This window comes from Staphylococcus sp. 231237_7MaSpsaltlick (assembly GCF_043107035.1).
In genome coordinates, this window is the sequence record NZ_JBICNX010000002.1 from 496,339 (window position 1) to 520,646 (window position 24,308).

General features: G+C 31.3%; 23 protein-coding genes. 15 read left to right on the forward strand and 8 right to left on the reverse strand.

The features are described from left to right. Nucleotides 1–318: 318 nt before the first annotated feature. From ACF91D_RS05415 to ACF91D_RS05455, 9 genes are all read left to right on the forward strand, one after another. On the forward strand, nt 319–624 hold the full coding sequence (locus ACF91D_RS05415; protein ID WP_039068217.1) for a TM2 domain-containing protein: 306 nt from the start codon (nt 319–321) through the stop codon (nt 622–624). Nucleotides 625–1,004: 380 nt separating this feature from the next. Beyond that, nucleotides 1,005–1,733, forward strand: a complete 729-nt coding sequence (locus tag ACF91D_RS05420) for a tryptophan-rich sensory protein (RefSeq protein WP_069793362.1) — start codon at nt 1,005–1,007, stop codon at nt 1,731–1,733. A 218-nt stretch (nt 1,734–1,951) separates the two neighbouring features. Further along, entirely contained in the window at nt 1,952–3,451 is a 1,500-nt protein-coding gene (locus ACF91D_RS05425) for an NAD-dependent epimerase/dehydratase family protein (RefSeq protein ID WP_107549785.1), read from the forward strand. 42 nt (nt 3,452–3,493) lie between these two features. Then, nucleotides 3,494–3,994: a TspO/MBR family protein gene (locus ACF91D_RS05430; RefSeq protein ID WP_101050587.1), complete on the forward strand. Its 501-nt coding sequence runs from the start codon at nt 3,494–3,496 to the stop codon at nt 3,992–3,994. A 4-nt stretch (nt 3,995–3,998) separates the two neighbouring features. Further along, nucleotides 3,999–4,472, forward strand: a complete 474-nt coding sequence (locus ACF91D_RS05435) for a glycosyl-4,4'-diaponeurosporenoate acyltransferase CrtO family protein (protein WP_208181834.1) — start codon at nt 3,999–4,001, stop codon at nt 4,470–4,472. Beyond that, entirely contained in the window at nt 4,473–5,963 is a 1,491-nt protein-coding gene (locus ACF91D_RS05440) for a phytoene desaturase family protein (RefSeq protein WP_069793365.1), read from the forward strand. It begins immediately after the preceding gene. A 66-nt stretch (nt 5,964–6,029) separates the two neighbouring features. Further along, nucleotides 6,030–7,073: a glycosyltransferase family 2 protein gene (locus ACF91D_RS05445; RefSeq protein ID WP_069793366.1), complete on the forward strand. Its 1,044-nt coding sequence runs from the start codon at nt 6,030–6,032 to the stop codon at nt 7,071–7,073. Nucleotides 7,074–7,126: 53 nt separating this feature from the next. Then, a complete protein-coding gene (locus ACF91D_RS05450) occupies nt 7,127–8,002 on the forward strand; it encodes a phytoene/squalene synthase family protein (RefSeq protein WP_069793367.1) in 876 nt (291 codons plus the stop codon). Next, nucleotides 7,999–9,504: a phytoene desaturase family protein gene (locus ACF91D_RS05455; protein ID WP_208181837.1), complete on the forward strand. Its 1,506-nt coding sequence runs from the start codon at nt 7,999–8,001 to the stop codon at nt 9,502–9,504. Before ACF91D_RS05450 ends, ACF91D_RS05455 begins: the two co-directional genes overlap by 4 nt. A gap of 50 nt (nt 9,505–9,554) precedes the next feature. Here the strand turns inward: ACF91D_RS05455 and ACF91D_RS05460 are convergent, their stop codons facing one another. Continuing rightward, on the reverse strand, nt 9,555–9,980 hold the full coding sequence (locus ACF91D_RS05460) for a pyridoxamine 5'-phosphate oxidase family protein (RefSeq protein WP_039068208.1): 426 nt from the start codon (nt 9,978–9,980) through the stop codon (nt 9,555–9,557). Nucleotides 9,981–10,214: 234 nt separating this feature from the next. Here ACF91D_RS05460 and ACF91D_RS05465 point away from each other — a divergent pair, with 234 nt between their 5' ends. From ACF91D_RS05465 to ACF91D_RS05475, 3 genes are all read left to right on the forward strand, one after another. Next, nucleotides 10,215–11,588 (forward strand): cryptochrome/photolyase family protein, encoded by a 1,374-nt coding sequence (locus ACF91D_RS05465; protein ID WP_208181839.1) that lies wholly within the window; start codon nt 10,215–10,217, stop codon nt 11,586–11,588. Nucleotides 11,589–11,620: 32 nt separating this feature from the next. Beyond that, nucleotides 11,621–12,058 carry an antibiotic biosynthesis monooxygenase family protein gene (locus ACF91D_RS05470; protein WP_039068206.1) on the forward strand — a complete coding sequence of 146 codons (438 nt, stop codon included), beginning with the start codon at nt 11,621–11,623 and terminating at the stop codon, nt 12,056–12,058. Between the two features lie 319 nt (nt 12,059–12,377). Continuing rightward, a complete protein-coding gene (locus tag ACF91D_RS05475; protein ID WP_107549780.1) occupies nt 12,378–13,274 on the forward strand; it encodes a DUF5996 family protein in 897 nt (298 codons plus the stop codon). A 379-nt stretch (nt 13,275–13,653) separates the two neighbouring features. On the opposite strand, the gene ACF91D_RS05480 is transcribed toward ACF91D_RS05475, so the two are convergent. Beyond that, nucleotides 13,654–14,025: a nuclear transport factor 2 family protein gene (locus ACF91D_RS05480; protein WP_327620840.1), complete on the reverse strand. Its 372-nt coding sequence runs from the start codon at nt 14,023–14,025 to the stop codon at nt 13,654–13,656. Nucleotides 14,026–14,175: 150 nt separating this feature from the next. Further along, nucleotides 14,176–15,171 (reverse strand): YeiH family protein, encoded by a 996-nt coding sequence (locus ACF91D_RS05485; RefSeq protein WP_107549778.1) that lies wholly within the window; start codon nt 15,169–15,171, stop codon nt 14,176–14,178. A 122-nt stretch (nt 15,172–15,293) separates the two neighbouring features. Between ACF91D_RS05485 and ACF91D_RS05490 the strand changes: the two genes are divergently transcribed. Continuing rightward, complete coding sequence (locus ACF91D_RS05490) at nt 15,294–16,124, forward strand: LysR family transcriptional regulator (RefSeq protein WP_327620839.1); 831 nt, start codon at nt 15,294–15,296, stop codon at nt 16,122–16,124. Between the two features lie 171 nt (nt 16,125–16,295). On the opposite strand, the gene ACF91D_RS05495 is transcribed toward ACF91D_RS05490, so the two are convergent. Next, nucleotides 16,296–17,135, reverse strand: coding sequence for an AraC family transcriptional regulator (locus tag ACF91D_RS05495; protein WP_101050576.1), 840 nt, complete (start codon nt 17,133–17,135; stop codon nt 16,296–16,298). Nucleotides 17,136–17,310: 175 nt separating this feature from the next. Between ACF91D_RS05495 and melB the strand changes: the two genes are divergently transcribed. Both melB and ACF91D_RS05505 read left to right on the forward strand, forming a co-directional pair. Then, entirely contained in the window at nt 17,311–18,699 is a 1,389-nt protein-coding gene (gene melB / locus ACF91D_RS05500) for a melibiose:sodium transporter MelB (protein ID WP_327620838.1), read from the forward strand. Nucleotides 18,700–18,713: 14 nt separating this feature from the next. Beyond that, entirely contained in the window at nt 18,714–21,698 is a 2,985-nt protein-coding gene (locus tag ACF91D_RS05505; RefSeq protein WP_327620837.1) for a glycoside hydrolase family 2 TIM barrel-domain containing protein, read from the forward strand. 126 nt (nt 21,699–21,824) lie between these two features. Here ACF91D_RS05505 and ACF91D_RS05510 read toward each other — a convergent pair whose 3' ends face one another. The 4 genes from ACF91D_RS05510 to ACF91D_RS05525 are packed head-to-tail and all read right to left on the reverse strand — an operon-like array spanning nt 21,825 to nt 24,242. After that, nucleotides 21,825–22,454, reverse strand: a complete 630-nt coding sequence (locus ACF91D_RS05510; protein ID WP_107548553.1) for an ABC-2 transporter permease — start codon at nt 22,452–22,454, stop codon at nt 21,825–21,827. Then, entirely contained in the window at nt 22,454–23,296 is an 843-nt protein-coding gene (locus ACF91D_RS05515) for an ABC transporter ATP-binding protein (protein ID WP_107548552.1), read from the reverse strand. Before ACF91D_RS05515 ends, ACF91D_RS05510 begins: the two co-directional genes overlap by 1 nt. Before the next feature lie 26 nt (nt 23,297–23,322). Next, a complete protein-coding gene (locus ACF91D_RS05520; RefSeq protein ID WP_039068196.1) occupies nt 23,323–24,042 on the reverse strand; it encodes a DUF3169 family protein in 720 nt (239 codons plus the stop codon). After that, nucleotides 24,039–24,242, reverse strand: a complete 204-nt coding sequence (locus ACF91D_RS05525) for a helix-turn-helix transcriptional regulator (protein ID WP_039068195.1) — start codon at nt 24,240–24,242, stop codon at nt 24,039–24,041. The genes ACF91D_RS05520 and ACF91D_RS05525 overlap by 4 nt, the downstream gene beginning before the upstream one ends. Nucleotides 24,243–24,308 lie beyond the last annotated feature (66 nt).

Below are 24,308 nucleotides of genomic sequence, written 5' to 3' on the forward strand. Positions count from 1 at the left end.
GCTGGGAGCATATTCAAATTAATTGCGCCCAGCTTTTTGTTTATTAAAAAGTGTGTAAAATTAACGCTTACTTTAAAGTTTAGTTTTGGAGAACTTAGTTGAATAAATTAGGCAATTACATTTTTCGATAACAAAAAGTTTATTGTTGTAGTTCACAAGAAAACAATCATTAATTAAAAATGTATAAAATATTTTGAAACTTGACTATTTAAGTAACATAAATTTTTGATTATTTATTGAAAATAAAGGTCTAATATAATTCTGATTATGTTAGTATGTTTATATGAAATTAAATTAAATGAATAGGGGACTATGTAAATGAATTTAGACGAAAAATCTTATATTGAACAACAAGTTGCAAATCGTTCAAAATCAACTGGAATAGCTTATCTTTTATGGTTTTTTCTAGGTAGTTTTGGAGGTCATAGGTTTTATTTTGGAAAAACAGGATCTGCTATAGGTTTAATTGCATTAACATTATTAGTTTCTTGGTGGACTTTAGGAATTCCGACTTTTATTTGGATTATTATAGATGCATTTCTTATACCAAGTTGGAAACATAAAGAAGAACAGTCCATAAGAGAGCAAGCCACTGCTGAAGTAAAATTCATGCAAAATAAGTAAGTACAATTTAAAACATTATTAAGCAGTGAAGAATTTATATTCAATAGATTTCTTCACTGCTTTTTTTAATATATTTAATGAAAATAGAAGTAGAGGTATCAATTGTCTAGAATTGGGGAAATAAAGTATTAGTATAATATTTTACAACATTGATGTATTTGAGCTCCTTAATTGATTGATATTTATTGTTAATCAGAAATGTTAGTTAAAGAATTGGATTAAATGCTTTTTGAATTTCTTGACGTTTCAAATGATATAATTTTTTCAATTTAGCGATATTTTAAATAGTTGTTGATAAAGCTTAATGCCAGTTACTTATCATATATTTATAACCAATAAAAATGATACAATCTATTAAATTAAAGATAGGAGGCTTATTAATGAATAATCAAAGAAAATGGGTAATTTTATATTTTATTGCTTTTTTGATCATGATTGCAGTTAATTATTTAAGTGGTAGTAATATAGGAAGTATCGCCAAAAATAAACAAGCAATTATTCAACCTGCTGGTTTCGCATTTGCAATTTGGGGTTTAATCTATGTGCTTATTTTAATATGGCTAATCAAATTGTGGCTAATGCGCTCGCGTGATAAAGAAGTAGTAAGTCGATTAAAATATCTTCCTATTATTAATTTTATATTAAATAGTGTTTGGATTATTGTTTATACACAACAATGGTTCTTAATTTCAGTAATCGTTATTATAGCGTTACTTTATAATATCGCTCAAATGTATGTAATATTATCCAGCTATCGAGGTTTTAATCGTTTCCCAATTTCAATTTATTTCGGTTGGACGACTGTCGCAACTATCGTTAATATTTTCTCGTTAGCGATAAATTATCATGTTAAAACAATATTCGGTTTAACAGAATTAAGTTGGACGATTATAGCGTTAATTTTAGCTACAATGATTGGAGTTTTTATAGCTATCTCTTTTAAAGATTGGCTATATCCATTGGTCTTAATATGGCCTTTTTATGGTATTTATATAGAAAATAGTAATCATTATTTAAGCGTAGATATTATTTTAATCACGACCAGTTTTATATTATTTGTTAATGCGGTCATTATAGTCTGGAAAAATTTCATTAGGGATAGGCTTTAGATTTTCAAAAGCGTGGTTATTAGAATATTAAATCTAACTAAATTTAATTATACAGGCATACATTAATAATATAAGGGTATTATATTATACAAGAGACTTAGAACTCTTATCATAATTAAATTAAATTAATTTAATTGTAATGAGCAAACAGGCTTATTATGCAAAGGATGAGCTGAGGAAGATTTTCCTGCTCATCTTTTTTATTGGAGGCTAAATTTATGAAAAAAATTCTGTTAACTGGCGCTTCGGGTTATATCGGCGGTCATTTAATGAATAGATTAAAAGAAAACTATGAAATTATAGCTGTTTCTAGACATATAGAGAATAAAAAGGACGAACAAAATGTAACTTGGAAATCCGCTGACTTATTTGATTTGAACGAGATAACAGAAGTGATGAAGGATATTGATATCGCTATATATTTAGTGCATTCTATGATGCCTTCAGCTAAATTAACACAAGCAAGTTTTGAAGATATGGATGCATTACTAGCAGACAATTTTGCAAAAGCAGCGAGTTTTAATAAAGTGGATCATATCGTATTTATGAGTGGATTAATACCTAAAACTAATGAATTATCACCACACTTAAGAAGTCGTTTAGAGTGTGAGCGTATTTTAGGGGCTTATGGCGTACCGGTAAGTACTTTAAGGGCTGGTTTGATTATAGGTTCTAAAGGAAGCTCTTACCCAATTCTAAAAAAATTGGTGGAACGTCTACCAGGGTTACTGTTGCCACAATGGGCATATAATACAACGTTGCCAGTAGCTATTGAAGACGTCATTAATGGGCTTTATAAGATCGTAGAACGTAGTCCACATAGTAACGAATCAATTGATATTGGTGGACCAACTCATATGACATATAAAGACTTATTTAAGCAAACTGCTGAAGTGTTAGATAAACGTTTACCTACCTTAGACTTACCAATTATTCCAATTTGGCTAAGTAAATATTGGGTTAAATTGATTTCTGGTGTTCCAAAAGAGATGGTTTATCCATTAATGGATAGTTTGATTCACGATATGGTAAGAAATGAAGAAAATACAGTGGAAGGTATCTCTGTTGGCAAAATAGATTTTAGAGAGAGTGTACGTAAGGCTTTAGCGGAAGAAACTACAAAACAAAAAAAACATAAGAAATCAGGTAAGTCTGCAGTTAAGGATGTTCGCGCAATTTCAAGAGCAATCTTACCTAAAGACATGAATATAAGCCAAGTAACAGAATTGTATGCTGATTTTTTAAATAAGATTACACTAAACGTCGTTAATAGCGATTTTGATGAAGATAACTTTTCAATAACTGTACCATGTTTGAATAAAGATTTACTTTTATTAAAAAAAGATGAAACTGCATCTAATGATGAAAGAATTTTGTACCGTATTGTAGGCGGTGACTTTGCTCTTGATTCAAACGGGGGCAATGCGAGATTAGAGTTTAGAAGATTGCCTAATAGCAATGAATGTATTATAGCGTTACAAGAATATGAACCTACATTACCATGGTGGGTGTATAAGTATACTCAAGCAAAAGTTCATAAAAGTGTAATGAATCTTTTTAAATTGAAGTTGGAAACTACGAAAAGTATTAAAAAAGGAGGCGTAAATATGAAAAAATTTATTTTACCTGTCGTTATTGTAGGCGCAGTGGTTTTAAAATTATATGGATTGAAAAAGTGTTTAGCTAAAAGAAACAATATGTCTAATGCCGAACTATAGTGGTTAGTTGTATAGTTAGTTATAAAGAAGAGGAGATTAACAATGAAAGCAAGCGAGATAATTAAATCAATCATAAAAGTTATAACGCCAGTTATCGGTGGCAAATTTATAGGGAAATTTGCAGTGAAAAATGCTCGAAAAGACTATAAAAAGAATGTTAAACCACCCTTTTCACCGCCTGGATATGTCTTTCCTATCGTGTGGCCAATACTTTATACAACGATGGGTGTCGCTTATGCACTAGTGACTAATAAATCAGAACATAAGACTTTAAGAGGCGTTTACTATACACAATTAGGGCTTAATTACTTATGGTCAGTCTTGTACTTTAAATATAAGTTACGCTTCAGTGCATTAGTAGAGAGCGTTGTATTGCTTGGTGCAGTAATAACTACAACTGTAAAATTTTTCAATGTGAAGAAGATTGCGGGTATCTTGCTAGTCCCATACATGCTTTGGAGTGCATTTGCAACGTATTTAACGGCTGGCAATTGGTTTTTAAATAAAGAGAATCCAAGCTACACAGGAAAAACTGAGAATTAAATTGATGAAAAAAATAATATATAATGCGCTATATTGGTTTATAGTTCAAATGGTCATTGCCCAATTTGGCACGCGTATTAATTATAAATATTTAGAGAAGGATAATATATATTTTAAAAGTTGGAATTTTGAACAAGAAGGTCGATTATGGCAACAATTAGTTAAAGTACAATATTGGAAACATCGTTTACCAGATGGCCAAAATATTAATCCCAATATTGTGAGTAAAACGACATTTGATATATCTAATAATATGTATGAAATACGTCAATTTATATTAGAAACTAGACGTGCTGAACTTGTACATTTATTGTCTATAATCCCTATTATTGTATTTTTTAAATCATCTAAAAGCGTTAAAATCATTAATCTGTTCTATGTCATTATAGCCAATGTGCCTTGTATGGTTGTACAGCGCTATAATCGCCCTAAATTAATACGTATTTATTTAAAATTGCAAAAAAGAAAAGGTGATTAAATGGGAAATAAGAAAGTTGTTGTCATCGGAGGCGGTTTGGGCGGTGTTTCCAGTGCAATTTGTATGGCTCAAGCAGGCTATAAAGTGGATTTATATGAACAAAATAAACATATTGGTGGAAAGGTAAATAGGCTAGAAATAGGTGACTATGGATTTGACCTCGGTCCATCTATTTTGACTATGCCTAAAGTATTCCAACATTTATTCCAAAAATGCGGCAAAAAGCTAGAAGATTACGTTAGTATTCGCAAGTTAGCATTACAGATTAGAAATGTTTATCCGGATGGTCAAATTATAGATTTATATGAATCTATGGAAGATATATTAATAAATAACGAAACATTATCAAATAAAGATATAAAGCAACTTACTGCATTTTTTAATTATGCTCAAAAGATACATGAAGTTGCTAAAAGAAGTTATTTTGATAAAGGATTAGATACGATGTCCGCAATTATCCGTTACCATGGTCCATTTTCAGCCTTAAAACAATTCGACTATTTTCATACAATGCAACAAGCAATTAACAAAAGAGTCGAGAACCCTTATTTGAGAGAAATGCTAGGATATTTTATCAAATATGTAGGATCCTCGTCTTATGATGCTCCAGCTGTATTGAGCTTACTGCCTCAAATGCAACATGCTGAAGGATTGTGGTACGTAGATGGTGGGATCCATAAATTAGCAGAAGCGATGGAACAATTAGCGAGAGAATTAGGGGTGGATATACATTTTAATGCCTCTGTCAAACATATAAATTATAATAACCAAAGCGAAGTGACAGGGATAACGTTAGAAAATAACGAAGAAATATATGCAGATTACATTATATCTAATATGGAAGTAATCCCTGTTTATAAATATTTATTAAATTTTGATGAGCATAAAATAAACAAATTGGAACGTAAATTTGAACCAGCTAGTTCGGGTTATGTCATGCATTTGGGCGTGGATAAAAGTTATCCAGAGCTTAGACATCATAATTTTTTCTTTTCGAATAATTCTAAAGTTAATTATGATGAAGTTTTTCATCAATATGTTTTGCCTGAAGATCCAACAATTTACGTTGTTAATACAAATAAAACAGATGAGCTACAAGCACCAGAAGGACATGAAAATATAAAAATATTGCCACATATACCGTATATTCAAAACAAACCATTTAGTGAAGCGGAATATCATCAATTCCGAGAACGTATATTGGACAAATTGGAGTCTATGGGCTTACAGGATTTAAGACAGCACATAGTATACGAAGATGTATGGACGCCGCATGATATAGAAAATAAATATAATTCTAATAAAGGCGCCATATACGGTGTAGTATCTAGTAAGAAGAAGAATAAAGGTTTTAAATTTCCTAAAAAAAGTCAATATTATAAAAATTTGTATTTTGTAGGTGGGTCCGTAAATCCAGGAGCGGGTATGCCCATGGTAACCTTAAGTGGTATGCAAGTTGCAGAAGCTATTATTATTGGAGAAAGTAGTTGAGGTTGAATGGTACTTTATATGATAGCAATGGTATTAACGATATTATCTTTAATATGTGGAATGTGCATGTATACGCGTCGAGCGGTGATAAGTAACTCCGAAAAAGACAGCGGTCAGACAGCGGTCAGTGTTATTATACCTGCTAGAAATGAAGTTGAGAACTTACCTAAATTACTTAACAGTATAGGTGAAGAGCAAGAAATAGAAGTTATCATTATGGATGATGGTTCAACAGATGACACCCCAGACGTTGCCCGATATCACGGTGCAAGCGTATATACTGTTAAAAATAATGATACATGGCAAGGTAAATCGCATGCTTGTTGGCAAGGTAGTCAATTTGCATCTCATAACTTATTAATGTTTGTTGATGCGGATGTTCAATTTACAAATGGTTACAGTATCCAACGTATAGTCAATCAATATTACTTACAGGGCGCTAAAGGTCTACTTTCTATACAGCCTTATCATAAGATAAAGAAATTATATGAAAATATATCGGCTATTTTTAATTTGATGACAATCGTCGGTATGAATAAATTTTCAATAATTAAATCATCAAATAAAGAACAAAGCGCATTTGGGCCTGTGATTTTGACGAATAAGCGAGATTATGAATTGACACAAGGTCATTTGAAAGCTAAAGACCAAATTATCGAAGGATTTGCCATAAGTAAAGCTTATCATGATTACGATTTGCCAGTTAAATTATATGAAGGTCAAGGGGTAGTCAATTTTAGAATGTATCCCCAAGGATATAAAGCATTATTAGAGGGATGGAGTAAACACTTTGCACTTGGATCTCAAGTAACTAAAAAATCTACACTTACTTTTGTATTTTTATGGCTATTTGGGTCACTTGTAACTATCTTAGCTGTAATCTTTTCTATTAATTTAGACCCATTATATATGATATTAGCCATTATTTTTTATTTTATATATGCTTTACAATTTCACTTGTTTATTAGAAGAACAGGCAATTTTAGTCTTATTACAAGTATTTGTCATCCAGTACTTTTCATATGCTTTGTAGTGATATTTATTAAATCGTGGTTAGATATCAATGTGTTTAAACGTATACATTGGAAAGGCCGTAAAATAGATTTATAATTTAGTTTTTTATAAATGTCGAGTAATTAAAGGCATTTTGAGGAGGGCAACAAATGAATGAGTTAGAGAGAGATTATAACTACTGTCATAATATAATGAAAACACATTCAAAAACGTTTTCTTATGCCTTTGATTTTTTGGATATAAGAAGAAAAAAAGCAGTATGGGCTATTTATGCAGCTTGCAGAATTATTGATGATAGTGTCGATAGATATAAAAACCTTGAGAAATTAGATGAGATAGCGAGTGATTTAGATACTATTTACGGTAATCATATCCGAAGTTATCAAAGTGATGCATCCATTATGAATGCTTTAAATGACACTTTGAATACATATGCAATACCTCAAAACCCATTTAAATCTTTAATTCAATATGTAAAGGGAGATTTAGATTTAAAAGTAATTCAAACAGATTCCGATTTATATGATTATTGCTATGGTGTGGCAGGCACTGTGGGGGAATTGTTAACTCCTATATTAGCTGCATCAAATGAAAATAATTTCGAGCAAGCTAAAGATGCTGCTATTGCTTTAGGTAAAGCAATGCAAATAACTAATATTTTAAGAGATGTTGGTGAAGATTTTCAAAATGGACGGATTTATCTCAGTGAAGAAAAATTAGCTCAATATCAAGTTGAACTACATTCTACATATTATGAAGGAGTTAACTCAGATTATATAGAGCTATGGGAAAGTTATGCTACAGAGGCAGTTGAACTATACAACATTGCACTGAACGGTATTAACTACTTTGATGAAGAGGTACGTTATATCATTGAATTAGCGACAACTACCTATCGTGAAATACTTGAGGAAGTAAGAAAGTCAAACTATACATTGCGTAAAAAAGTATTTGTAAGCAAATTGAAAAAAATAAAAATTCATCGTGATATTAGCGCGAAATATAAAAGGAGTGAAACATTATGAAGCTTGCAGTTATAGGCGGCGGTGTTTCAGGTTTAGCTGCAGCTTCAAGGTTAGCGGCAAATGGACACAAAGTGGATTTATATGAAAAGAATCAACAAATAGGTGGAAGGATGAATCAAATTAAGCAAGATGGGTTTACATTTGATATGGGGCCAACTATTGTAATGATGCCTGAAATTTATCGTGACGTTTTTAATTATGCACATAAAAATATGAATGATTACTTGGAGATTAAACAATTATCACATATTTATGATGTTTATTTTAGTGAAACAGATCAAATTCGTGTACCTACTGACCTTGCACAATTAAGAGATATGCTTGAAGCTATTGAACCTAACTCTACACATGGCTTTATGTCATTTTTAACAGATATATACGAAAGATACGAAATCGCACGCAAACATTTTTTAGAACGTACTTTTAGAAAACCTACAGATTTTTATAACCCTTTTACTTTATACCAAGGAATGAAATTAAAAACGTTTGATAAAGCAGATAACTTAATTGAAAAATATGTAGATAATGAAAAAATTCAAAAAATCTTAGCGTTTCAGACTTTATATATAGGCATTGATCCTAAACGAAGTCCTTCATTATATTCAATTATACCAATGATAGAATTAATGTTTGGTGTTCATTTTATTAAAGGCGGCATGTATAGCTTTGTCAAAGCACTTCAAACATTAAATGAGGAGTTAGGCGTTCAAATTTATACAAATGCAAACGTTGAGGAAATTATCATTGATAGTCGATTTAAGCGTGCAGAAGGTTTGAAAGTAAATGGAAATATAAAAAAGTATGACAAAATAATCTGTACTGCTGATTTTCCATACGCAACCTCGACTCTAATTAAAAATGAACACCACCCCCAAAAATATACGACGCAAAAAATTGATAATATGGACTATTCTTGTTCTGCCTTTTTAATGTATATAGGGGTTGATAAAGATTTATCTGAAGAAATTTTGTTACATAATGTTATATTTTCAAAAGATTTTGATAATAATATTAATGAGATATTTTCCGGAGAAATATCTCGAGATCCTTCAATATATGTATATGCGCCTAGTGTAGAAGATCAGTCGTTAGCGCCAAAAGGTCATACAGGTATTTATATACTCATGCCAGTTTCAGAATTGAAAACAGGCGATGCGGATTGGTCTGATGAAGCAACAATCACAAAGGTAAAGGATATTATTTATAACAAGCTTTCTACAATTAAAGCTTTAGAAAATTTGAAAACACGGGTTGTTACAGAGATTATTTACACACCTAAAGATTTTGAAGGAGATTATAATGCGAAATTTGGAGCTGCTTTTGGTTTAATGCCTACGTTAGCACAAAGTAACTACTATAGACCACCTAATGTTAGCAGAGAATACAAAAATTTGTATTTTGCTGGAGCAAGTGTTCACCCAGGAGCAGGAGTGCCAATTGTATTGACAAGCGCCAAGATTACGGTTGATGCTATGTTAGAAGACATTAATAAGGGTAAATAAAAGAGCGCTTAAATCACTTGTGAATGGGGTGATTTTAAGCGCTTTTTGTATTAATCGAACGTGATGGTTTGGGGTGTATCTAAATTATTATCATTCATAACTTTTATTGAATTTGGAATCACTTTAATTACACATAAGTTCGGATCGTCTTTAGAATCAAAGAAAGTCTTATCTTGTTTTTCCCAAATCCAATCAATAGTTTTCTGATCTTTTAGAATTTCAACATTAGCTTCAATTTCTAAAAAACTACGGTTTGTCGTTTCGTCATAACCTATAAGTACGTGTGCTTTTGGGTTATCTTGAAATTCAGTAATTTTTTTAGACTCAATGCTTGTCTTTGTATAAAGCGTAAGCCCGTCATTATAAAACACCATGTATCTACTGTTAGGTGTATTGTTATGCGCGGTAGATAAGACACCTATTTTTGATGTATTTAATATATTTTCAATTTCATTTTGCAATTGTTCATTATTCATATTTTAATCACCTCTAATAATTCTATACCCTAAAATCCTCTGTAATATGTAAATTTTTAAAAGTGACATTATTTTTTACTGAATTATACATAAGTTATAACGGGTATATGATTGATAAAGTAATTATAAGTTAGAGAATAATTATAAAGTTTAATGTTATCATTTCATTAGTTTATCTAGAGCATTTATCGATTTTATAAAGTTGTATTTTAGGCCAATATGGGAGGCAATAGAATGTATTTAGGAGTCATACTCAACAGAGTTTTTAGAATAAAAGATAATCCACTATTTGATTATGTAGCGGAACATCAAGACGAGATAAATAAAGTGTATTTTATCTTACCTATAGAAGATTTAGCTGATGCAGCAGCAGTAAAGCGTGATTATTACCATAAAGTAGTAAAAGGGTTTGTAAGTGCTTTAGATAAATATAATCTTCACCCTTATATTGTGACGTACGAAAAGTTAGGCGAATTAGTTGATACATTGGCGTTATCTCATGTATTAGTAGCAAAAGATATTATGAGCTACCACAAAGAAACATATGACTATCCTCATGTAAAAAAAGCTTTTGAAAAGCATAATATCACAGTGATTGGACAGCGAGTGAATCATTATTTTCAACCCACAAAGACATTTAATAAACAACAACAGCCTTATAAAGTATTTACTAGTTTTTATAAAGCAAATCGCCAAGATTTAGTACATACCCCTAAGAAAAGTTATCAATATAAGCAGTTGGCTAAAAATGCGGAAAAGGGCTCAAATCAAAGTGACTTAAAACTTAAAAATAATAAAGATATAGAAAAGTTAGCCCGTAAAGCGTGGAATGATTTTTTAAATGATTACATAGCTCATTATAATAAATTGACTGACGATGTAACGCAGGATTTTGTAAGTGGATTAGGAAAATATTTAGCATATGGGCTACTCGATATTCGTGAAATTATAAATGATTTGCTTGAAGGTTACGATAGCGATGAAACAAATTACGAAGGCTTTATTAGAGAAATTATGTTCCGTGAATTTTATTATGTATTAATGTCACAATATCCAGAAACTGCAACTAAATCCTTTTCTAAAAAGTATCGTGATATGCAATGGTCTTATAATAAATTGCATTTTGAAGCTTGGAAAAATGGACAAACTGGCTATCCAATCGTTGATGCTGCAATGAAGAAACTAAACCGTACAGGATATATGCACAATCGCTTAAGAATGGTTGTATCTCAATTTTTAACTAAAAATTTATTCATTGATTGGACATGGGGAGAAGCATATTTCAAACAATATTTGCTAGATTATGATAATGCGTCCAATGTACATGGTTGGCAATGGTCCGCATCAACTGGAACAGATGCAGTGCCTTATTTCAGAATGTTTAATCCTATACGTCAAAGTGAACGTTTCGATGCTCAGGGCTATTTTATTAAGACACAGCTAGAAATTTTCAGTGAGGTTTCTAGCAAAATTATCCACGATCCAACAAAACATAAGACAAAATTTAAAGAAAACTATCATATTGAAATTGGAAAAGATTATCCAGAAGCTATCGTAGATCATAAAAATAGTAGAGACTACGTTATGCATAAATTTAAACAATTTTAATGGATAAATAGATAGGGGAGGCGATGTTCCATATGTTAAAAAATTCAACACATCATATTTACTTAGAACAAAACGATGATAAAGTAATAATAGAAAAATTTAATGAGAAACAGCAATATATCATATTAGAACAAATTAATGATTTACCGCAAAGTGGATTTACAGTTTTTAATCATTTATATGTAAACCCTAGTTTTGAAGAAGACTTTGAGCGCTTGTTTTTAAACAGAAATAGACATTTAAAAAGCTCAGAAGGCTTTGAAAGTTTATTGTTTTTGAAACCTCAAACTAAACATGCGCATTATGTTATTGTAACAGTTTGGACAGACGAAACCGCTTATCAACAGTGGCAAAACTCTAAAGAATATAAAGCATCGCATCACAAAAGAGGGACTGACAGTGGTTCAGACAAAAACATCGTAAATAGAAAGCTATCATTTAATATTAGTCTAGATTTAACTGATAGTTAAGAGCAGTTAAAAAGGTAGAAAAATTTGAAACATAAAGAAACCGATTTATATTAATACATAATAAATGGCTTATATGACCCAGCTTTCAAGCACACTACATCTAGTCACTTACGTATAATACTTAATCTGGAGTTTAGGTAACGGTAAATATAAAGTTTCCCGTGAAACATACAAATAACAGAAAGCTATCGATTAACTATTTTTATGAGACTTTTTAACTCAAGCAAATTGTTATTTATTATTAATTTTATGTTGCTATTATAACGAATATGGGTAATTACAATAAGATACAAAAATAAATTAATGGAGTGGTTGATATATGTTATTGAATGAGTGGAAGCAAGAAAAAGAAACAATGCATTTATTATCACAAATATTAGGAAAATATAAATTAGTAGCAGCTTATCAGCAACCACAATGGGCTCATGTGTCTTTAGATATTACAGTTCAAGGATTCACGACAGGTATGTTGCATGCAGATAATAAAGATTTTTATATTACCGTTAATTTACTTGATGATGAAATTGAGTTGAGAATTGATAACAATAAAGAAATTATAGCGTTGAAAGATGGTCTTACAATCCAATATTATTATCAAGAGATTCAACGTATATTAGCAGAAAACAAAGTGTTCATAGATATCAATACGACACCACAAGAATTCCCAGATACGACGCCATTTGAAGAAGACTTGCACCATCATCACTATGATTCTCAAATTAGTAATAATATGTTGCAGCTAATGAAATTTGCCTATCATGCAGAATCAAAATTCATCGCTCCACTGCGTACTAGAAAATTTACGCCGGGATTATTTTGGGGAACATTTGATATATCATGTGCAATTATCCAAGATATCCATCAACCGTTTGAAAACGATGACATGGTGATTGAACGTGCAGCATTTGATGAGGAAATGATTGAATTTGGATTTTGGTTTGGAGATGATAATTTTAAAGGACCAACATTCTTTGTTTTACCATATCCATTTGCTAATAGAAAATTTGAATGTCATGATGATTTTCCACAAGATAGCTATTTCAGTGAAACTTTAGGAGAGTTTATTATAGAAGTAACAGAATACAGTGAAGAGAGTAAGGAAGAAATCGAAAAATTCTTCTATGAATCTTATAATATTTTAAAAGATTATTTAGAATGGCAAGGATGTATCCATTTTCACTTACCACTTAAAATGGCTAATAATCATTTGACTTAGTCTACCTAAGTTATTCTAAGTTCTTTAGCGTAAAAGGTTAGAGCCATGTAATATGAAAAGATAGGTAAGCTTTGTTTATCAAATCCCGGTCTATATAAAATAAAAACCATTCCTTTTGTTTGTTAAGTACAAGAGAGAATGGTTTTATCATTTTATTCATCAAGTTAGCCTTAGGTTTGTGTGCAGGCATAGTGAAGGTTGTCTAGTGTGAGGTGCGACAGAATAGCCTTTTGCTATTGCTATCTGTACATATAATAAAGTTACGATATGATGGATATAAATAGATGTGGAACCCTTGAAACCAAAGTTTGTTATTTCATTTCAATTTATAGTTTCACTCCATGTCCGTAGCACATCTTACTTCTTATAAGGTAGATTATTAATTTGAAAATAATGTTTTATCTTTAGGTTGATTCTCTAAATAAATTATTTTTCCTTCATTATCTAATCTTGCAATGTCTATACCCTCTTGCGTGTAAACACCTGTTTCAAATCTATTTCCACAAATAGCCCAATGTGTTTTGAAAGTCCCATCTTCTTGTTCTATCCAACCATTATGCATGTGTTTTAAATCTTTATTTGTTTGGTACACACCTTTAACAAATTGTTTCCATGCGTCTTTGCCTTTAAAATTTTTTTGATTCAACACAAATTCAATATCATCGTTAAATAAATCATTTAACTTATCAAAGCTTTCTTCACTATATCTAGCTTCATCGAACAAGATAAAGTATGCATCTAATGTTTTCATTTTATATACCCTCTTTATAAGTTGATTTCTACATAAGCATCCCAATTAACAAGTGTCTTATTAAAATCTTATTTTATATATAATTAAAGGTATCGTATAGATATCTGCTTATGAACAGTCAATTTTATAGTAACCTTTGATAATAAACACTTAGCCATAAATATAGTTGGCAATGATAAACGTGATAGTTGATAATATCATAGATACAATGATGACACCGATTAAAGGCTTAAACGCTCGGTTTTGCAAATCTTTAAATGATACATTTAACCCTAGTGCCACCATTGCCATCAATAAGCAAATTGTTGTTAACGGCTCAATTATTTGCATTATAAACTGAGGTATAGGTACATAAGTATGAAATATTGCCATTAATACAAATCCAATTAAAAAGTATGGCATTTCGATACGTTGGTTTGTATTCCTAGCCTGTGATTTCAAGTTCATCACAAATATAAGTATGATACTTAAAGGTATGAGCAAGAATACGCGACCTAGTTTACCTAATAAGCCAATTCGTAAAGCTGTCTCACCTGAGAAATCTGCAGCAAGAATGACATGAGCAATTTCATGTAGACTCACGCCAGACCATACGCCAAAAACTTTTGGTGGTATTGTGAATAGTGTATAAATTACCGTATAGCCTAGTGAAAAAAGTGTACCAATTAATGCAACGATACCTATACTAATGGCTGTGTCTTTTTCGCGTGCTTTTAAAATTGGAGATACAGCAGCTATCGCGGCAGCCCCACAGACGCCAGTACCAATACCTAGCAATAATGTGATAATTTTATCTCCTTTAATATAGTGATTTAGTAATAACATTAATCCAATACTTACAATGATGACACCACCATCAATAAGTAATAATGCACTACCTTCTCCTATAACATCAAAAATATTAAGCTTTAGACCATACAATATAATGGCGAATTTTAATAGATGTTTAGATGCGAAAGTAATACCTGGACGATAACTTTCAGGATAACCATTAAAATGTCTAAATAGTATTGCGATAACAATTGCAATTGTCAAAGCACCGATCTTATCTAAAAGTGGCAGCTTTGAACTAATTAAACTTATTGCAGCAATAATAAACGTGAATAATATGCCAATGATAAATGGTTTATTGTTAAATTTAGTCATGTAACGTCTCCTCCTTTTATCAAAAGCATAGCACCACAAATTCATAACGTTAAATAAATATTTAGTATATAGGTCATAACAATTTTGGTATGATAAGAATAAACAATGAAAGGTGATAAGACATGGACCCACTGAAAGTGTTAACTGAGATTGTCAAAGCGCAGAGTTTTACAAAAGCTGCAGAAAATTTGTATACATCACAACCATCAATAAGTAGAGATATAAAGAGACTCGAAATTGACTATGACGTAAAAATATTTGAGTTTAAACATTCGAAAATGGCATTAACAAGTGATGGAGAGAAACTATACCAATATGCGCTGCAAAGAGATCATTTAGAACAAGCACTACGACAAGATCTAAAGAGGCAAACAAATGCAATCGCTGGAGATTTAAAATTGGGTAGCAGTTACACATTTGGCGAATATCGTTTGTCACGACAACTTACTAAATTAGCCCAAATGTATCCAGAATTACATATTCATGTACACTTAGATAATTCAGAAACGATTGCTGAACAAATTAAAAATAACATCGTTGACGTTGGTGTGGTAGAAAAAAAGATACAAAACAATGCGATTATAAGTACGCCAATTGCTCAAGACGAAATAGTATTAATTAAAAAGAAATCTAGCCCGTCTAATTTAGAGACATGTTTTATTCGAGAACAAGGTTCCGGTACGCGTGTATATCAAGAAAACGGTTTGAATCAATTATCATTAAACCCTTATTTAGTAATTATTAATAATACAAGTTTAATTAAAAGTATGGTTCATGCAGGAAACGGTTTTTCGATTGTATCTAAATCAACATTAACACCTGAAGATTTGGAGCAACTTGAAGTTATTAATTTAGATATTGAGAGGTTTTTTTATTTAATTTTACATAAAAATAAATACATTGATGAAAAAATGAAACGAGTTATATCCGTATTAAAGCAAGATCTGGAATGACTTATAAAATGATGTGATTCATATATGGAATATTTTGGTCTAGGAGTAAAGAAGTGGAGTAGAAGTTATTGTCGTTAATTAAAAATTAGTAATAAACAATTAGCAATTAGCATAAGGCAGAAATCAAATGATAGTCATTAATTTCGTGTACCTATGCTATTGAGTGAGTGCTCATTGCTTATTACTAATTGAAAAATGATGCCGATATTCAGAAGCACTGATTTCAAAATGCTTTGTAAAATTTTTAGAAAATAGTAGTGGGTCTTTGTAACCAACGCGTCTTGATATGTCACTTATACGTGTACTCGTATGTATTAATAATTGTGAAGCGTGATACATCCTTATATAGGTTAAATATTCTTTAGGGGAACAACTTAAATTCTTTTTGAATAATTTATATAAATGACTTCGTGTAATATTAACGCTTTTAGCAACATCCTCAACAGTTATATGTTTTTGATAATTTGTGTTTATAAAATCAACGGCATGTTGGATATCTTCATTTACAATATCAACTTGGACAGAAAAATTTTTAGGAAACTTTTCTTGTAAGGTATAAACTAATTGATACAAATATTGCATAATTAGAATATCATTGGAGTTATTTGATTCAATACGCTGAGATAGCTTACAAATGAGTTGAATTATATTTTTAATATCTGTCGTATCTTGTCCTAATATGACATGGCTATCAACAATACTACATCGAGATAAATAATTTAATATTTGTTTACCATTCATACCTACCCAATAATAAGTCCAAGGATTTGAAAATGAAGGCTTATATTCAACTTCCATGCCACGTTCAAGCAAAAAAATATCTCCAGCAGTTAAATGATAAGTTTTACCAGCATAACTAAAAGTACCTTCTCCTTGAGTTACGATATGTAATACAGATTTTTGGAAAACAGTATAATTATAACCAACATTTGGTACGCCGATTTCAATACCACATTCGGCTAAATTTGCATCGATTAGTTTCTTTTGAAATTTCTTCCACAATACTTGCATGTTATCCCTCTTAATTAAAAAACATATTTGAACTTATATTTATATTAGTTGAAAATGAAACATTTTGCCATATATCGTCATCATTATGCTATTCATAACTATAACTTACTACTGATAGAATAAAATCAACATATATGTAAGCGTTTCAATAAGAACTAACTTAGAGGTGAATGTAATGAATAGGCATTTAACAGGAAAACAAAAATTTGCATTTGGCTTCGGTGCCGTCGGTAAGGATGCCATATTTAATATCGTCAGTGTATTTCTAATGTTTTATATTACAGACATAGTAGGGCTATCTCCTGCATTTGTGGGCGTTATGTTATTTGTTGCACGTATATGGGATGCAATTAACGATCCAATTATGGGAATGGTTGTTGATAATACACGAAACAACTTTGGTAAATTTAAGACGTGGCTTGTTATCGGCACATTAATTAATGCTGTAGTAACAGTATTATTATTTACTAATTTTGATTTACCACAAACAGCAATGTACATTTATATTTCTATTATATATATTTCCTGGGGAATGACATATACGATGATGGATATACCTTATTGGTCATGGCTTCCTAACTTAACGCATAACCCAAGAGAACGTGAAGAAGTATCAGTTATTCCAAGATTTTTCGCTAGCTTAGCCGCATTTACTGTCGGCACTTTTGGTTTATTCTTTATACATAAACTTGGTGATATTTTTGGCGGAGGCAGTGATTCTACAGGTATTTTTGTATTCGCAATAATTTGTAGTTTGATTTTTATATTTACCATTGGTGTAACGGTCTTTAAAGTACCGGAAGACCAAGAAATGGAAAAGCAAATAGGTATTAAAGTTAAATTTAAAGATATCGGTCGAATTTTATTTAAAAACAAAGAATTATTAGCAATTATGGGCGTACTCTTAACTTTTAACTTGTGTTTACAAACGTTAAATGGCTCTATTATTTATTATTTTAAATATGTAGTTAATGCAGAACATTTATTTTCAATTTTTAATTCTATGATTTTATGCGAAATGGTTGGTTTACTGTTATTACCACGCTTTATTAAATGGGTTGGCAGAACCGCTGCATTTAATACTTCTATAACATGCATTATCTCTGGATTGTTAATTATGTTGATATCCGGCTACATTGCACCGCAAAGTATGACTTTAGTTATTATAGGAGCGGGAATACTACGAATTGGTTCAGGTTTTATGGTAGGTATCACAACTGTTTCATTAGCAGATGTGATTGATTACGGAGAAGTTAAATTTGGTCAGCGTAATGAAAGTATTATTACATCAACAAATACCTTCTTAACTAAGACTTCTCAAGCGGTGGCGGCTTTAATCGTCGGCGTAGGTTTATCTATTTTAGGTTATACGCCAAACGAAGCACAATCAGTAGTGACAATTAACGGTTTAAGAATCATGATCTTAGTTTCGCCACTTGTTTTCGTTTGCTTAGCTGCATTTTTATACCATAAAGCCTTTAATTTAAAAGGCGACTTTTTAACGGATATTGAAAAGACATTACAGTATAAAAGGCAAAGGGAATTTAGAGAAAGAATCAAATAAAGGGGTTGTTATCCATGTTAGAGCAACAGTTTCATGAAAATTTAGAGATTCAACATGTTAATTTATTACCAAGACGTGCATTTTATATACCATATCAACAAGGGGAAGCGGCTTATCATTTTGGAACAAGATATAATACTCGAAATGTGACATTGTTAAATGGCGAATGGTACTTTCAATACTTTGAGTCAATCGAAGCATATCTAAATCATTCAAATGAACAGGGAATCAAAACACTAACAGTACCATCAGTTTGGAATTTATATGGCTATGATCAAATACAATATTTAAATACTCAGTATCCAATACCTTTTGATCCACCATATGTACCTAAAGATAATCCATGTGGACACTACACGCGAAAATTTACTATCGATGAATATGATCAACAATACGATTATCATTTGAACTTTGAAGGTGTAGATAGTGCATTTTATGTATGGATTAATAATGAATTTATAGGATATAGTCAAATTGCACATGCTATTTCTGAGTTTGATATTTCCAATTTTGTTCAACAAGGTGAGAATCATATCGACGTGCTTGTATTGAAATATTCTGATGGCACTTATTTTGAAGATCAGGACATGTTTCGACACTCGGGCATTTTTAGAGACGTTTATATTTTAAAACGCGCAACTGAACGTGTTGATGATTTTAAAGTGCAAACGAAGCTAAGTGACGATTTAAATTCTGCGAAGATAGATGTAAAAATAGAACGGGCGCACAATCTAAAATCAGTAGAATTTCAATTATATAACCCTGAGGGTGAAGAAATAGCAACCATATTTGGAGCACAGGAATATCAATTTAATGTCTATAAACCTCAATTGTGGTCTACAGAAAGTCCGACTTTATATACATTATACATTGTGACAGATCAAGAAGTGATTGCACAAAAAGTTGGAATTCGTGAAGTGGCTATCCAAAATAATCAATTTTATATTAATGGTCAATCCATCAAACTGCGTGGGACAAATTACCATGATAGTCATCCAGAAACTGGTTATGTAATGACAGAATCCCATTTTAAAAAAGACTTAGAATTGATGAAACAAGGAAACTTTAACGCCATTCGTACGGCACATTACCCAAAATCTCCACTATTTTACGAAATGACGGACCAATATGGTTTTTATGTAATGAGCGAGGCTGATATTGAGACGCATGGTGTCGTTAGGTTATATGGTGAAGACAATAATGAAGATTTTAATATTATAGCTGACGATAGTAAATTTGAAACAGCTATTATAGAGCGTATTGAAGCTTCTATTATGCCACTGAAAAATTACAGCTCTATCGTATCTTGGTCATTAGGAAATGAGTCGGGATTTGGTAAGAATATGGTCAAAGGTGCAGCACGTGCCAAATCACTAGACAATACAAGGCCAATTCATTACGAAGGTACATTATATCGAGATAAGCAACAACACTATGATCTATCTAATATAGATATGATTAGTAGAATGTATCCTTCTCCTGAAGAAATTGAGGAGACTTATTTGAAGAAACCGGATTTGGATAAACCGTTTATCTTATGTGAATATGCACATGCAATGGGCAATTCTCCAGGAGATTTACACGCTTACCAAACTCTAGTTGAGCAATACGATAGCTTTATCGGAGGATTTGTTTGGGAATGGTGCGATCACGCTATTCAGATTGGAATGAAAGAAGGCCAACCTATTTTTAGATATGGTGGCGACTTTGGAGAAAAACTACATGACGGTAATTTCTGTGTCGATGGCATTGTTTTTCCAAATAGGGTGCCCCATGAAGGTTATTATGAATTCAAACAAGAACATAGGCCATTAAAACTTGTGTCACAAGATAATTTTAAAATTGTGCTACGTAACCAATTGGATTTTACGTCTGCAGAGCAATATATGTTTGTAGAGGCTACAGTGACAAATTTGAATGGGGGAAAAACGATCAGTGAAATACCTCTTTCAAATTTCTTGCCACATACTACGCAAACAATTGATTTGAGCGATTATATCAATATAGAACATATCAGTGATGTCATATTACGGTATAAATTAAAAGATGATGATCAATTTCGTCATGAAAATTTTGAATTAGGACATGATCAAATCGTATATCAACGTCGAATAATGAAAGAGCAGGATGAGCAATCTAGTGAAAATGATATTTTAGTAAATGAAACTTATAAATTAATCAAAGTTGCATTAGGTAAAAGTGAAACGTATGTTTTTAATAAAGGTAATGCAAGTCTTGAGTCAGTTCTCAAGCATAATCATATAGTAATTAACCAAAGCACAACAAATAATATTTGGAGAGCTCCCACTGATAATGATACGAATATAAAATGTGATTGGGATTACTCTGGTTATAAAGATATCACTACACGCGTGCACGATTATCAAATTTTAGAAAGCGAGACAGAGGTCAGTCTTATTTTTAATATAGCGATGGTTAATGACGCGGTGCCACCGGTACTATTTGGCACAGTGACTTGGCGTGTTCAACATGATGGAATACTTAATGTAACTTATGAGTTAGAAAGAGATGTGAAAGCGCCTTACTTACCACGATTTGGTTTAGGTTTGACCTTACCTAAAGTATTTGAACAAGTGAAATATTATGGCAAAGGTCCTTTCAGTAGTTATCAAGATAAAGGTGTAGCCAATTATTTAGATGAGTTTGAGACGACTGTTACAGGTAATGGTGAAGTCCATATCAGACCCCAAGAAACGGGAAGTCATAATGAAACTACATTTGTTGAAATTAGTGATGGGTGTAAAAGGGTTATCGTGACAAGTGATAATACATTTAGTTTTAATACAACACATTATTCATTAAAACAGCTGACCGAAATAACCCATAAAGATGCACTAGAACTTGAAGATCAAACCTATTTATATATCGATTATGCACAAAGCGGTATAGGTTCAAATAGTTGTGGACCAGAATTAAATGAAGCATATCGATTAAATGATCGACACATCGAGTTTAGCTTTAATTTGAAATTTGTCTAAGTAAGTTTTCGAATAATATGTAAATAAAAACAACCCTAGTTAACTAATGTTAGTCAATTAGGGCTGTTTTTTATATTGCTGAAATCCAACTTAATGATTAGTGATTTCTATATTAAAATTTTCTCATTATAATTCTTGATTCTTAAATACTTTTAATGAAGTAACATAAGATAGAACAAAAGCTATTATGCCAACTAATGCATATACGCCGACAACCAATATGCTGTTTCCTAAATTTGTAGCGTCTGAACCTGATACTGCAACTTCTGATAAATTCATGCCAAAAAAGACGATGAAAAATAAGAAAAGTACAATGAACGACGTTGAAATTAAAATAACATTAGAATTTTCGGGCCCAAATTTAAATGTTAATGGGAACATCATGGCATAAGTACCTGCGCCTCCAATACCTACTAGTATAGACATGAGTATTACATTGAAATCTTGCGTAATTAATGAAACAGATATGACGCCAAATATAAAACCAATTAAAGTGAGTATCCCATAAAAGCTAAAGTAACTATTAACATAAGCGCTTCTGCCACTTGGGAGTGTTGAGATATAGTACATCCATTTTGAATCTTTTTCATGTTTAATGTTATCCGTAACTGGCGTTATGAGGAACAACATTGGTAAAAAACATGCCATAATTGGATTGATAAATGCAAAAATAACGGCCGCTACTATCGCTACTATGAGATATGTATAAAGAGATTTTTTTGATGAATAATAACTACTTAATATTAAGCCTTTCATTAGCTATCACCTCGCATAATTAATTTTATTGCATCATCAATGGTTTCTAATGGGCGAGCATCTGTAACCGCCGTGCGATCATTGATTAATGAGATTCTAGAACCTTTACGTACTCTGGATGCGATGAGTATATCGTTTGGGATATTGAATTCCTCTTCGCTTTGTTCTAAAATACCGTAATGATTAAATAAATTGTCTTTTTTCTCCTCTAAAATGATTTCTCCATTTTTCATAAATACGAGTTTTGTTGCAAGCTGTTCTATGTCTTCTGAAATATGGGATGAAATTAGAATACCGTTACCTTTAGCAACGTAATCTTCTAAAATTTCAATGACTTCTTCACGACTAGAAACATCCATACCTGCAGTTGCTTCGTCTAAGATAAGAACCTTACTATCGTGACTTAATGCGATTGTTAAAGCAGCTTTCATGCGCATACCTCGAGAAAAAGAAGCTATTTCATTTGTAGTAGGTAATTCAAAATTTTTAATAATAGCGAAGAATTTCTCCGAGTCCCATGTTTTGTAAATTCTAGAAAAGACTTTATCTATATCTTGAATAGTTAATTTGTTTGGAACGCGTAAATCATCAAAGACGACACCAATATGCTCTTTATGTTGGTTATCATTTGCTGCTATAGGTTTATCAAAATAACGTATTTCTCCTGAATCTTTAAAACGGTTACCGACCAAGGTATTAATTAATGTAGATTTACCAGATCCGTTTTTACCAATTATGCCAATCACTTCATTAGGTTCAAGCGTTAATGAGATATCAGAAAGTTGAAAATCTGATTTTTTATATGATTTATTAAGATTCTGAATTTCTAATAAATTTTCCATAATATCCTCGCTTCCAAAATTTATTTTTATTTATAAAATTTACTGACTTTTAACAAATATCCAAAGGCATTGTAGATAAATAAGACAATCAGTATAACCAGGCCAACAAATTGATTGATTCCTGAAACCATAGAAAATATGCCTAAAATAATAGCTCCTATTATAATTAAAGTAAGGTTTACGTGATAAGTTTTGTACATAGAAATTAATGTAATGTGACGTTCACCTTCATCCATTATTTGTAAAGTTTTTTCAGTATATTGTGCTTCGCCTTGTTTAGGATAACGAGAATCATATTCTCTAACAAAGAAGCCAATCATTAGAGAAGGGAATATCGTAATTAAATAAGGAATAATAGCATAAAATGTCACTGTACTATCGGCGTCGACAGATACAATAACAAGCAGTGTAACTAAACTAATTAATACTTGAATATAATAAATAAAGCTAGAACGCATAAATTTTAAATTTGCTTTTTCTTCCAATTCGTCTGTTTGATAACCACCTAAATTTTCTTTCATTTTAGTCTTATATTTAAGCGCATCCTTGTGAATCTTATGAAGAAAAATGGTTAGTATTATATTTAGAATTGAAGCAATAATTGATGTGATAATGGCGATGTTATAACTTGGTAATTCAAAATTTAAGAAGGTTCTTGTACTGTCATATAAACCAATGAAAATACCTATAACACCTCCAACAATACCCCCTAATAAAGTTAATAGTAAATATCGTCCTACTTTCATAAATCCCTCTCCTCTATAATGAAAATATTTTCGACAGGTTCATCAAATATTCTTGCAATTTTAACTGCAGTTAAAATAGATGGCATAAAATCATTTCTCTCAATTAGGGAAATGGTCTGTCGTGAAACGCCTGCCTTTTTAGCAAGTTGTGTTTGATTATAGCCATCACGAGCACGCAATTCTTTAACACGATTTCGCAAATATTATCAACTCCTTGCGTACAATATATAATACTTTGATATATTTGACAACCATATTTGTCAAAA